The sequence below is a fragment of the Actinomadura madurae genome (assembly GCF_900115095.1).
Classification (GTDB): Bacteria; Actinomycetota; Actinomycetes; order Streptosporangiales; family Streptosporangiaceae; genus Spirillospora; species Spirillospora madurae.
Window position 1 is genome coordinate 220,737 of the sequence record NZ_FOVH01000006.1, and the last position, 11,940, is coordinate 232,676.

General features: G+C 73.7%; 11 protein-coding genes. 8 read left to right on the top strand and 3 right to left on the bottom strand.

Translation table 11 applies throughout. The features are described from left to right. Positions 1–29: 29 nt before the first annotated feature. Entirely contained in the window at positions 30–602 is a 573-nt protein-coding gene (locus tag BM339_RS19285) for a DUF1989 domain-containing protein (protein ID WP_021598528.1), read from the bottom strand. A 153-nt stretch (positions 603–755) separates the two neighbouring features. Continuing rightward, a complete protein-coding gene (locus tag BM339_RS19290; RefSeq protein WP_021598529.1) occupies positions 756–1,478 on the bottom strand; it encodes an SDR family oxidoreductase in 723 nt (240 codons plus the stop codon). A gap of 117 nt (positions 1,479–1,595) precedes the next feature. On the opposite strand from BM339_RS19290, the gene sigJ reads away from it, so the two are divergent. The 3 genes from sigJ (at position 1,596) to BM339_RS19305 (ending at position 4,369) form a co-directional block, all read left to right on the top strand. Next, positions 1,596–2,468 (top strand): RNA polymerase sigma factor SigJ, encoded by an 873-nt coding sequence (gene sigJ / locus BM339_RS19295; protein ID WP_024935290.1) that lies wholly within the window; start codon positions 1,596–1,598, stop codon positions 2,466–2,468. 68 nt (positions 2,469–2,536) lie between these two features. Further along, the gene (locus BM339_RS19300; protein ID WP_024935289.1) at positions 2,537–3,694 is read left to right on the top strand and encodes an NAD(P)/FAD-dependent oxidoreductase; all 1,158 of its coding nucleotides are present in this window, start codon (positions 2,537–2,539) and stop codon (positions 3,692–3,694) included. Positions 3,695–3,817: 123 nt separating this feature from the next. Beyond that, positions 3,818–4,369: a dihydrofolate reductase family protein gene (locus BM339_RS19305; protein WP_024935288.1), complete on the top strand. Its 552-nt coding sequence runs from the start codon at positions 3,818–3,820 to the stop codon at positions 4,367–4,369. Between the two features lie 15 nt (positions 4,370–4,384). On the opposite strand, the gene bglX is transcribed toward BM339_RS19305, so the two are convergent. Continuing rightward, positions 4,385–6,772, bottom strand: a complete 2,388-nt coding sequence (gene bglX, locus BM339_RS19310) for a beta-glucosidase BglX (RefSeq protein WP_218163695.1) — start codon at positions 6,770–6,772, stop codon at positions 4,385–4,387. 208 nt (positions 6,773–6,980) lie between these two features. Here bglX and BM339_RS47755 point away from each other — a divergent pair, with 208 nt between their 5' ends. The 5 genes from BM339_RS47755 (at position 6,981) to BM339_RS19340 (ending at position 11,826) form a co-directional block, all read left to right on the top strand. Further along, positions 6,981–8,423, top strand: coding sequence for an FG-GAP repeat protein (locus tag BM339_RS47755; protein WP_083597750.1), 1,443 nt, complete (start codon positions 6,981–6,983; stop codon positions 8,421–8,423). 36 nt (positions 8,424–8,459) lie between these two features. Further along, on the top strand, positions 8,460–9,044 hold the full coding sequence (locus tag BM339_RS19325; protein ID WP_075021739.1) for a hypothetical protein: 585 nt from the start codon (positions 8,460–8,462) through the stop codon (positions 9,042–9,044). Next, positions 9,041–10,195, top strand: a complete 1,155-nt coding sequence (locus BM339_RS19330; RefSeq protein ID WP_075021740.1) for an FAD-dependent oxidoreductase — start codon at positions 9,041–9,043, stop codon at positions 10,193–10,195. Before BM339_RS19325 ends, BM339_RS19330 begins: the two co-directional genes overlap by 4 nt. 80 nt (positions 10,196–10,275) lie before the next feature. After that, entirely contained in the window at positions 10,276–11,124 is an 849-nt protein-coding gene (locus BM339_RS19335) for a glycoside hydrolase family 26 protein (protein WP_021599707.1), read from the top strand. Between the two features lie 87 nt (positions 11,125–11,211). Continuing rightward, positions 11,212–11,826, top strand: a complete 615-nt coding sequence (locus BM339_RS19340) for a TetR/AcrR family transcriptional regulator (RefSeq protein ID WP_021599708.1) — start codon at positions 11,212–11,214, stop codon at positions 11,824–11,826. The last annotated feature ends 114 nt before the right edge of the window (positions 11,827–11,940 follow it).

Here is an 11,940-nt window from a genome sequence, read left to right on the forward strand (position 1 = left end):
GGTGGTCCGGGGTCCGCCTGGGGCCCCGTTCACAGGACGTCGATCGCCAGCGGCGTCAGGCCGCCCCCGTTGATGCCGGCCAGGTCCTGCGGGCATGCCGACAGCACGACCACGCAGTCCATGGCGGCCTCGAACGTGATCGCGTCGCCCGCGCGGCTCTCGGCCGTCAGCCACCGCAACCGCCCGGACTCCTCGACCGGGATCCGCATGAACACGTTGACCGGTTGCGGAGTGACGGGCACGGCCAGCCCCAGCTCGGCGAGGGCCAGGTCCAGGTTCCGGGCGCACGAGGCGTGCCCGGGGGCACCGAGGGCCTCGTAGCGCGCCGAGTCGCACGCGGCGATCAGCATGTCGTGCGATCCGGGCGAGGTGTCGTCCGCCAGGGCCAGGATCGGCCGCCGGCGGCCGGTGACGAACGACTCGCCCACCTCGGGGAACAGCCGGCTCGTCACGCTGCGGGTATGCGCGGCGCTCAGATGCTCGCGCGGGTCGTCCGCGGCGAAGGCGAACAGGTCGCCGACCTGCCCGCCTTCCACGTCCACCACCCGCACCCGCTGTCCGCTGCGCACCCGGACCGCCCGGCCCTCTCCGGCGGGTACCATCGTTCGTCCTGTCGTCGCCATGCCGGCAAGCAGATCACCGCCCACGCCGAGCGATCGATAGAGATATCTCTAGCATTTGGACCAAATGCTAGATGTTCCTCCACGCATCGGCGGGAATTCGCCGGTGACGGGCACGCGACTCGCCTTCGCGCGCTAGACGAATTGCTGGCCGCCGTCGATGTCGTAGGTGGCTCCCGTGAGCGCCGTGTTGGCCATGATGTGGACGGCCAGTGCGGCGACGTCCTCCGGGCCGACGACGCGGCCGATCGGGAGTGTGGCCCGCAGTTCTTCCCGGCGCTCGTCGAGCCGGTCTCCGAGGAGGGACGCCGAAAGCGGCGTGTCGACGAAGCCCGCGGCGATGAGGTTGACGCGCACCGGGGCGAGTTCGAGCGCGAGGGTCGCGGTGAACGGGGGCATGGCGGCGGTGGCGGCGGAGATGAGTCCGAGGCCGCGGCGGATACGGCGCCCGCCGGTGCCTCCCATGAGCAGGATCGTGCCTCCGGGCCGCATCCTCGGCGCGCCGTGGCGTGCCACGTGCAGCGCCTGCGCCATGTGCCCACCGACAGCCTGGCGCACGTCGCCGGCGTCCATCTCGATCAGGGGCTTGTAGTGCGGGCCGCCGGCCGTGATCAGCACGTGGTCGACCGGCGGCGGGAGGCCCTCGAACAGGCGCGCCACGGCGGGCTCGTCATCGGCGTCGAGCGTCATCGTGCCCTGCGCCCCGACGTCCAGTGCGGCCCGCTCCAGCCGGCCGGGGTCGCGGCCGGCGAGGACGGTTCGGGCCCCTTCGTCCCGGGCGAGCCGGGCGGTCTCGAGCCCTATTCCCGCGCTGCCGCCGATCAGGACGACCGTCTGCCCGTCCAGGTGCCTGGTCATGGGAGTCCTCCGAGGCGGTGAGCGATGGCCGGAGAGCGGACGGCCTCTCCCATCGCCGGACGACAACGGCCCGAAACCGGCGTTGTTCCGGCTTTGCGGACATTTAAGGTGGCCTTCGTGGAGGCGACGCGCGCGCTGTCGGAGGCCGACTGGGAGACCCACCGGCCGGCGGTCTTCGGGGCGGCCTACCGGATCCTGGGCACCGTCACCGAGGCCGAGGACGTGACCCAGGAGGTCTGGCTGCGCGCCGCCGCCGCCGACCTGTCCGAGGTGCGGGACCTGCGCGCCTGGCTGGTGACCGTGGCCGCCCGGACGTCCTACAACGTGCTGAACTCGGCGCGCGTCCGGCGCGAGTCCTATGTCGGGCCCTGGCTGCCCGAACCGCTGCTGACCGGGCCCGACGCCGCCGCCCGGGTGCTCATGGACGAGTCGGTCAGCACCGCGATGCTGGTGGTCATGGAGGCGCTCACCCCCGCCGAGCGCGTCGCGCTGGTGCTGCACGACGTCTTCGGCTTCCCGTTCGACCGGATCGCCGAGGTGCTCGGTGCCACGCCCGCCGCCGGCCGCAAGCTCGCCTCCCGGGCGCGGGCGCGGGTCGCCGCGGTGCGGGAGCGGCCGACGGCGTCCAGGACGGAGACCGAACGCGTCCTGAAGGCGTTCCGGGCGGCCGCCGAGGCGGGCGACATGGCCGGGCTCGTCGAGCTGCTGGATCCGGAGGCCGTCTATGTCGCCGACGGCGGCGGCAAGGTGACCGCCGCGCGCAAGCCCGTCCGCGGCGCCGAGCGCATCGCCGTGCTGGCAATCAGGCAGATCGGGCTCCGGCGCCCCGACGCGTTCTCGATCATCGAGGTGAACGGGCGGCCGGCCCTCGCGACCTACCGCGGCGGCGAGCTGGTCTGGCTCGACACCGTGGAGATCGCCGGCGGGCGGATCACGGCGTTGCGGAGACTGGCCAATCCCGAGAAGTTCGCGCACATCGGTCACATCTGACGCCGCCGTCTTGACTCCCTGCCGAACCCCTCCGATCCCCGGGGGGACGAGGCTGAGAGGACGGGACGATGGCCCACGTTGTGATCATCGGTGGCGGATTCGCGGGCGTGTGGAGCGCGGCGGGAGCGGCGCTGGCGCGCCGGACCGCCCGCGGAGACGCCGGTCTCCGCATCACGCTCATCGCGCCGGACGAGCACCTGGTGCTGCGGCCGCGCCTGTACGAGCCCGAGCCCGACCTGGCCAGGGTGGAGCTCGGCAGGATCCTGGAGCCGATCGGCGTGGAGCACCTGCGCGCCCGGGTGAGCACGATCGACACCGCGCGGCGAACGGTGGTGGCCGGCGGCGAGGAGATCGGCTACGACCGCCTGGTGCTGGCGGCGGGCAGCGAGCTCGTCCGGCCCCGGGACCTGCCCGGCGCCAGGCGGCTCTTCGACATCGACACCTTGGAGGGGGCCCGGCGGCTCACCGGCCGTCTGCGCGGCCGGAAGGACTACGCCGCGGTGGTCGTCGGGGCCGGGTTCGTCGGCCTGGAGGCGGCGACCGAGCTGGCCGCCCGCGGCCGGGTGCTGCTGGTCGACCGGTCGCGGGTGATCGCGCACCCGCTCGGGCCCGGCCCGCGCGAGGCGATCGAGGCGGCGCTGGACGAGCTGGGCGTCGAACGCCGCCTCGGCACGTCCGTGGCGGAGGTCGGCGACGGGCACGCCGTCCTGTTCGACGGCACCGAGGTCGAGGCGGACGCGGTGGTCTGGGCCGCGGGGATGCGGGCCAGCGGGCTCACGCGGCAGATCTCCGACCGGCTCGACCACCTCGGGCGGGTGCCGGTGGACCGGTGGCTGCGCGCCCTCCCCGAGGTCTTCGCGGCAGGCGACACCGCCGCGGCGGCGTTCGACGCCGACCACACGGTCATGCAGGCCTGCCAGCACGCCACCCCGCTCGGCAAGGTCGCCGGGTACAACGCGGCGGCCGACCTGCTCGGCGTGCCGCCGCGCGACTTCACCCCGGGGCCGTACGTCACCTGCCTGGATCTCGGTGCCGCCGGGGCGATCTTCACCCGGGGCTGGGACCGCCGGGTGATGGCCTCCGGCCCGGAGGGCAAGGAGATCAAGAGGCGGATCAACCAGGCCATCCACCCGCCGGTCGACGACCCCGCGAAGATCCTCGCCGCCGCCGACCGGGTGCACATCGCGCTCCCGTTCTTCCCCCGCGACGAGGAGGCCGCCGCATGAACCGGCGCCTTCCGGGAGAATTCGCCGCTAGGTTGTCGATTCACCGAGGCGCCGTTCGACCTCTGGTCGACGGTGTCCATCCTTCCCGGGGCCGCCGGCCCGGACGACCACAGGAGCATCCCGATGGGATTCATCAAGTCCAGCCTCTTCATCTCCCTCGACGGCGTGATCGAAGCGCCGGAGACCTGGCACTTCCCCTACTTCGACGACCAGATGGGCGCCGTCGTGGGCGAGCTGATGACCGAGGCCGAGGCGACGCTCCTCGGCCGGCACACCTACGAGGGGTTCGCCTCGTACTGGCCCGACGCCGATCCCGCCGACCCGATGACCAAGACCATGAACAGCGCGCGCAAGTACGTCGTGTCCAGCACGCTGACCGAGGCCACCTGGGAGAACTCCTCGCTGATCAACGGTGACGTCGCGGCGGAGCTGACCAGACTCAAGGCCGGCACCCGGCTCGGCACGACGGGCAGCGCCGCACTGGTGCGCTGGATGCTCGCGCAGGGCCTGGTCGACGAGCTGCACCTGCTCGTGCACCCGATCGTCGTCGGGCACGGCGCCAAGCTCTTCACCGAGGGCGACACCGTGCCCTTGAAGCTGCTGTCCTCGACCACCTTCGAGGGGACCGGCGTGGTCCACCTCGTCTACACCGGCGCGGACGCCCCCGCGGCCTGACCCCCTCGGACGGGGTCAGCGGGAGGTGACCCGGAAGGCGGCGCCCAGCTTCGCGGTGGAGCTGTCACCGGCGTACACGTTGATGGCGCCGGGCTCCACCACGAAGCGGCCCCGGTTGTCGTAGAAGCCGACGTCCTGCCTGCCGAGCTTGAACGTCACCTTCCTCGACTGGCCCGGGGCGAGCGTCACCCGCTGGAACCCGCGCAGCCTGCGCACCGGCTGGGAGATGCTCGCGACGGGGTCGTTGACGTAGAGCTGGACCACCTCGTCCCCGCCTCGCCTGCCGGTGTTCCGCACGTTCACCGAGACCGTGATCTCGCCGTTCGACGGCATAGTCGCGGAGCTGAGCTCAAGGCCGGAGATGCTGAACGTGGTGTAGCTGAGCCCGTGGCCGAACGGGTAGAGCGCGTCGCAGTGCGGCAGGTCGCGGTACCGGGAGTTCCACTTCACCGCCGGGTCGCAGGGGCGCCCGGTCGGCTCGCGGTTGTAATGGACGGGGATCTGCCCTAGCGTCCGCGGGAACGACACCGGCAGCTTTCCGCCGGGATTGACCTTGCCCAGCAGGACGTCCGCGACCGCGTTGCCGCCCTGCACGCCCGGGAACCACGCCTCCAGGATCGCCGGCGCCGTCGCGGCCACCTTGGACAGGGTCAGCGGGCGCCCGTTGACCAGCACGACGACGAACGGCTTGCCGGTCGCCTTGATCCTCTCGAGCAGCCGCTCCTGCAAGCCCGGCAGGCCGATGTCGCTGCGGGACGCGGCCTCCCCGCTCTGGTTGCTGTTCTCGCCGAGCACGAGCACGACCTGGTCGGCGTCCTCGGCCGTCTCGACGGCCGCGGGGAAGCCGGCGTCGGACCCGCACTCGTCTGCGGGCGTGTTGTCCGGCGGGTCCTTGGCGATCATCTCGCAGCCGGGGGCGAACGTGGTCCGCGGGTTCTGCGCCTTGACGCCCTCGTAGACCGAGACGGCGTCCTCGTCCCGGCCCTGCCCGGACCACGGGCCGAGCATGTCGTGCCGGGAGTTCCCGAGCGGCCCGATCACGGCGGTCTTCTTGGCCGGATCCAGCGGGAGCGCGCCGCCGTCGTTCTTGAGCAGGACCATCGAGCGCGCGGCGGCCTTGCGCGCGGCCGCCACGGCGTCGGGGCGCAGTTGCGCCGCCTCGGCCTTGGACGGGTCGACGTAGGGGTGCTCGAACAGCCCGGCGCGGAACTTGACCCGCAGGATCCGCCGCACCGCGTCGTCGATGCGCCGCATGGAGATCCGTCCCTGGGAGAGCAGTTTCCGGCCGTTGTCGCGGATGGTGGTGCTGACCATCTCCGAGTCGGTGCCCGCGTTCAACGCGATCTCGGCGGCGCCGGGACCGTCGGCGGCGACGCCGTGGCCGCACGGCCCCTCGTCGGGCGCCTTCGGCGGGCAGGCGCGCAGTTCCGCGACGGCGGTGTAGTCGCTCTCGATGAAGCCGTCGAACTTCCACTCGCGCTTGAGGATGTCGGTCTCGATGTACCGGTTGGCGCATCCGGGCACGCCGTTGAGGCTGTTGAACGAGCACATCACCGTGTCGGCGCCGGCGTCGATCGCCGCCTTGAACGGCGGCAGGTAGAGGTTGCGCAGCCGCTGCTCGGACATCTCGGTGGCGCCGTAGTCGCGGCCGCCCTCCGGCTGGCCGTACGCGGCGAAGTGCTTGGGGCTGGTGACGACCTTCCCCGGCCTGCCGTAGTCGCCGCCCTGCGCCGCCTTGACCCGCGCGGCGGCCATGACCCCGTTCAGGTACGGGTCCTCACCGCCGCCCTCGACGATCCGGCCCCAGCGGGGGTCGTGGGCGACGTCGACCATCGGGCTGTAGACCTGCTTGATTCCGACCGCGGCCGACTCCCGCGCGCCGTAGAAGGCGTCGTCGGCCGCCACGGCCGGGTCGAAGCTGCTCGCCGCGCCCAGCGGGACCGGGAAGACGGTGCGGTAGCCGTGGATGGTGTCGTAGGCGAACAACATCGGGATCTTCAGCCGGGACTGCTCCACCGCGATCCGCTGCAGCCGGTTGATCTTCACCGGGTCGACGAGGCTGAAGACCGAGCCGAGCCCCTTGCGGGCGTCCTCCTCGGTCACCTGCCCGTCGGAGAGCAGCTGGATCTGCTGCAGCTTCTCCTCCAGCGTCATCCTGGCGAGCAGCGCGTCCACCCGGCCCTCGATGCCCCGGCCCGCCGGCCGCTGCACCGGCTGCAGGAGCCGCTCGTTGCTCGCCCACGTCGTGGCCGAGGTCCCGCCGGCGGTGAAGGCGAGCAGCACCGTGAAGGTCGTCGTGACCGCTGCCAGGCGTCTCATCCGGCCCATGCCTGCTCCCGGCTCGGGGGCGCCGGTGCTGGGCGCGGCGCCCGGGTTCGTCCCCCGGAAACGGCTTGCGTCCACGCGAGTGGTCTAGGCCATTGGTCTAGCGAGCTTGATCGTGTGGAGCGAACCACGGGAGTCCGATGTGTGTCAAGGGACTGCCGGGCCCACTGGTGGAGCGGTGACCGCGCCGGCCGTGCGGAGGGAGGGGCGCGGTAACCCGTTGCGGGGCATCGGGCGTCTCCCTTCTAAAGGTGATCATGCAGGAATCCCCGCGGGAGAGGCGTTCATGAGCAGACGGCGAAGGATCGTGGGAGTGGCGGCGGCGGCCGTGCTCGCCGCGCCGGTGCCGGCGGGCACCGCCCGGGCGGCCGAGAACTGCGAGCTGCGGGCGGCGGCGGGCGACCCCGCCGCCGCCGTCGACGGGCAGGCCGGGGCCGGCGCGGTCCAGGTGTGGTGCGGCGACCGGTGGCTGTCGGTGCGGCAGGGCGCGGCCGGCCTGGACGACCGCCCCGAGGCCGGCGACCGGTTCGGCGCGTCGGTCGCGGTGGCCGACATCGACCGCGACGGCGCCGACGACCTGGTCGTCGGCGCGCCCGGGGAGAACGACGGCGCGGGCGCGGTGCACGTGGTCTTCGGCCCGGGGCGGGACGGGCAGCCCGCGCCGATCACCCTGCGGCAGGGCGGCGGCGGGGTGCCCGACCGGTCCGAGGCGGGCGACGGCTACGGGTCCGCCGTGGCCGCGATGGGCGGCACCGTGCTCGTCGGCGCGCCGGGCGAGGACCTGGGTGACAACGAGGCCAAGGCGGACGCCGGCGCCGTCCACGTCGTGTCGATCGACGACGGCCGGGTGGGCGGCGTGACGGAGCTGACCCAGGACCGGCAGGACTTCGACGGCACCGTGGAGGCCGGCGACCGCTTCGGCGCGTCGCTCGCGGCGGGCTCGTTCGACAAGCCAACCGCGGTGATCGGGGTGCCGGGCGAGGACGTCTCCGACAAGAAGGACGCGGGGATGATCCACATCGTCGAGGACCCGGTCGTGGCGATCGAGGAGACGGGGATCGGCCAGGACTCCGCCGGGGTGAGCGGCGCGTCCGAGCCCGGCGACCGGTTCGGCGCGAGCGTCGCGGCGGCCTGGGACCCCTCCCTGCCGGTGCGCGTCGCCGCCGGGGCGCCCGGCGAGGACCTCGGCGACGCGGCGGACGCCGGGATGGTGACCGTCCTCGGCTACGACGGCCGGCAGGCCACCGAGGTCCTGGCCGTGCACCAGAACACGGCCGGGGTGCCGGGGGCCAACGAGGACGGCGACGGGTTCGGCGCGAGCGTGGCCGCTGGCGCCGTCGAGTCGGCGTCGCTGCCGGGCCCGGAGCTGTCGGTGGCGATCGGCGCGCCCGGCGAGGACGTGGGCGACCTGGCCGACGCGGGCCGGGTGCACGGCGTGCAGGTCGGGGCCTTCCCGCGGGTGGACGGGGCGATCAGCCAGGAGACCGACGGCCTGGGCGAGGAGCCGCGCGCGGGCGCCCGGTTCGGCGCGGCGCTGGCGTTCGGCCCCGGCGCGGCACATGTCGTGGTCGGTGCCCCCGGCCATGCCGGCAAGGGCGCCGCACACGGGATCCCGTGGCGGGCGCTGTTCGGCACGGCGGTGGTGGCGGACAACTGGTTCGCCGGCCGCGACGGCGTGCCGGACGGGTCCGCGTTCGGATCGAGCGTCGCCTCGGACCCCGCCGGATAGCCGGCCGCCGAGGGCGGCGATGCGATACTCGGGGGCATGCGTGTGGGGTTGGCCCATCATTTCGGCTGGGCCGTGGCCGTCACGGCATCGGCCGGCCACCGGGTGGCGGACCGCCGGCGGGTCGAGCTGATCGAGCCCGGCGTGCCGGCGGCGCCCGTCCACCACCTGGCGGGCTCCGTCGGTGACGCCGAGGCCGCGGAACTGGTGGCGCGGGTCCGGTCGTCGGCGGCCCGCGCGACCGCGGCCTCGCTGGACGCCCTCGCGTCCGCGCTGGGGGAGCCGGTCGTCTCCGTCTCGCTCCGCGCCTGGCCCCCGGACTTCCCCGAGGACATCGCCGTCCAGCGCCGCGTGCCGTACGAGAGCCGCGCGGACTCCGTCATGTACCGCCAGGTCGTGGCCGAGGCGGCGGAGGCGCGCGGCTGGGCCGTCCACCTGTACGACGCCAAGGACGTGGAGAGCCGGGCGGCCGGGCTCCTGGGCGCGAGAGCCGAAGAGATCCTCCACGGCCCGCGGGCGAGGCTCGGACCGCCCTGGACGAAGGACCACCGGATGGCGCTCGCGGCGACGATCGTGGCCGCCGGGCGTCCCGTCGCGCCGGGTGCCCGGGAGGCGTCGCCATGACCGCGTTCGTCGTCGTCGGGGCGGGCCTCACCGGAGCCGCGACCGCCTGGCAGCTGGCACGGCGCGGCCACGAGGTGACCGTGCTGGAGCGCTCCGCACCGGCCAACGCCCAGGGCAGCTCCCACGGTTCCGCGCGGATCCTCCGCTACGGCTATCCCGACCCGTTCTACGCCCGGCTGGTGGTCGAGGCGCGGGCCGAGTGGGACGAGCTGGAGCGCCTCGGCGGCGAGCGGCTCATCACCCCAACGGGCTCGCTCGACTTCGGAGCGGGCCGGGCCCCGGAGGCCCTGGCCGCGGTGTTCGAGGACGCCGGAGTCGAGCACGAGCTGCTCACCACCGCCGGCGCGGCCGCGCGCTGGCCGCGGTTCCGCTTCGCCGACGACGGCGCCGGCGTGCTGTGGCACCCGGCCGCCGGGGTGATCGACGCAGAGACCGCGGTCGCGGCCATGCTGCGGCTGGCCCGGGACGGCGGCGCCCGCGTCGAGACGGACTGGCCGGTGGCCTCGGTCGAGCGGGCGGGCGCCGGCCATCGCGTGCTGAGCACGGACGGGCGTACCGAGGAGGCCGAGGCCGTCGTCGTCACCGCCGGCGGCTGGCTGCCCGACCTGCTCGGCCGGCTCCCCTTGCCGGAGGGCTTCCTGGCCGCGATCCCGCCGCTCCGGGTGATGCAGGAGAACGTCTACCACTTCCCCTACCGGGACGCCCCGGAGGAACCATGGCCGACGTTCATCCACAAGGCGTCGAGCATGCTGGTCTACGGCCTGCCCGGCGGGCGCGACGGCGCCCTCCCGGACGGCCGGGCGGGCCTGAAGGTGGCCGAGTACAACGGCGGCCGGCCGATCCGGAGCGCGGCGGTCCAGAACGGCGAGATCGACCCGGCCAACCGTGAGCGCCTCATCGCCTACGTCCGGCGGACCCTGCCCGGCCTCGTCCCCGAACCGTACGCCGAGACGACCTGCCTGTTCACCAACACCCCCACGGAGGACTTCGTGGTCGACGGCGCCGGCGGGATCACCGTGGCCTCGCCGTGCTCGGGGCACGGCGCCAAGTTCGCGCCGCTCATAGGCCGGATCGTCGCCGAGGCGGCGTCGGGTGAGCGTCCGCCCCCGAAGCGCTTCCAGGTGGGCGCGGCGGGGGAGAGCCTTCTGTAGCCGTGACGGCACGGTCGGTGACTCTGCGCCGGGGCAGACTGTCGGTGGGGTCGGCGAGTCCAGGCGACCGTGGAGGCCCCGTGGTGGAGGACAGGAACGCGATCTTGTGGGGGGCCGCCCCCGAAAGGCTGAGCGGCTCGGACTTCCCGGCCATGGACCGGCGGTTCGGCCCGCTCACGATCAGGAGGAGCTACCAGCCGGCGGCCGCGGGGATGCCCGCGAGCTGGGCGGACTGCAACGGCGGCGCCGACGTCGGGAAGCGGGCCTCCTGCTGGTCGGGCAAGCCGCCCGTCGGCGCGATGGCCGACGGGTCCCTCGACCGGCGGACCCTGGCGTTCCTGCGGTCCATCCCGAGGAGCCACGTCGCGTTCGTCAGCATCTGGCACGAGGGCGACGCGAAGATCAGGCGAGGGGAGTTCTCGGCGGCGGCGTACAGGGCGGCGCTGCGGCGGTTCTGCCGGCTCGTCAAGCAGGTGCAGGCCGAGGGACGCCCGCGCCTGTACACCATCCAGATCCTCACCACCTGGAGCGGGACCTCCCCGTCCGCGGGCACGACGTACGCCGACACCTGGCCCGGCGACGGGCTGGTGGACTGCTTCGGGGTGGACGGCTACTCCCACGTCGGGAGCGGGGCGTCCCTGTGGGGGCCGGCCGTGCGGTTCGCCCGGTCCAAGGGCATCGCGTGGGCGGTCCCCGAGATCGGCTACGGCAGGACCGGCACCCAGGACGCGCGCTGGATGCGGGACCAGATCGCCTACCTGACCAGCACGCCGGGCGGCGGCGAGCGTTCGAGGGCCGCGTTCGCGTGCTGGTTCAACACCGACGGGCCGATCTCCACGCCGACACCGGGGAACAGGTCCTCCTGGCTCGCGGCGGCGAGGGCGGCCAGCCAGGCCTACCGCAGCGACTACACGTCCTTCGTGCTGTAGCCGCGGGATCGCGGACGTTGCCGTGACTTGAACCCGCCATGACCGGACGCGCGTTTGGCGGTGCGGGATCCTGCGTACGGTGACGGCATGGCGACCGTGGTTTCGCGGCAAGAGGTCATCGACGTGGCCACCCGGCTGTTCAGCGAGCTCGGCTACGACGGGACCTCCGTGCGGCTCATCGCGGACGCCGTGGGCGTCACGCCCGCGGCGATCACCGAGGTGGCCGGCGACAAGCGCGCGGTCTACCTGGAGGTGATGCGGCAGGCCTTCGAGGCCGAGCGCATCATGCTCGACGAGGTCGTGTCCGTGACCGAGCCCGGGCGCGGCGCCGTCCACCGCATGGTCGACGCCTACCTGGACTTCCACCTGGCGCATCCGCACAACCGCCTGCTGTGGGCCCACCGCTGGGTCGCCGACGCCGCCGACATCACCGAGCTGGAGGACCGGTACGCGAGGCCGCTGATGCACATCGCCGTCCGCCAGATCCGCGACGTGGTGCCGCCGGACGTCAACCCCTATTACCTGGTCGGCACGATGGTCTGGTGCGTGCACGGCTACCTGGGCTCGGGGCTGCTCCAGAAGTCGCCGGGCATGCGCAGGTCCGACGACCCCCGCGCGGTCGCCTCCTTCCGCACCCACATGCACGTGATGATGGACCGGCTCCTCGCCCCCCGGGACGCCGGAGAGCCCGACGCGTCCTGACGCCCGGCCGGACATGGCCAGGGTCCCCGCGGACGCGGCGCGGGACCGCGGCCCTTCCTTCGCCTAGCTCGCGAACCATGGCAAGCCGCCGCTGTCAACGGCGAAGATCGCCGC

Coding starts and splice junctions, on each gene's coding strand:
- BM339_RS19305 (WP_024935288.1), top strand. CDS start 3,818: ATGGGATTCATCAAGTCCAGCCTCTTCATCTCCCTCGACGGCGTGATC.
- BM339_RS19330 (WP_075021740.1), top strand. CDS start 9,041: ATGACCGCGTTCGTCGTCGTCGGGGCGGGCCTCACCGGAGCCGCGACC.
- BM339_RS19290 (WP_021598529.1), bottom strand. CDS start 1,478: ATGACCAGGCACCTGGACGGGCAGACGGTCGTCCTGATCGGCGGCAGC.
- BM339_RS19285 (WP_021598528.1), bottom strand. CDS start 602: ATGGTACCCGCCGGAGAGGGCCGGGCGGTCCGGGTGCGCAGCGGACAG.
- BM339_RS47755 (WP_083597750.1), top strand. CDS start 6,981: ATGAGCAGACGGCGAAGGATCGTGGGAGTGGCGGCGGCGGCCGTGCTC.
- BM339_RS19300 (WP_024935289.1), top strand. CDS start 2,537: ATGGCCCACGTTGTGATCATCGGTGGCGGATTCGCGGGCGTGTGGAGC.
- BM339_RS19325 (WP_075021739.1), top strand. CDS start 8,460: ATGCGTGTGGGGTTGGCCCATCATTTCGGCTGGGCCGTGGCCGTCACG.
- BM339_RS19340 (WP_021599708.1), top strand. CDS start 11,212: ATGGCGACCGTGGTTTCGCGGCAAGAGGTCATCGACGTGGCCACCCGG.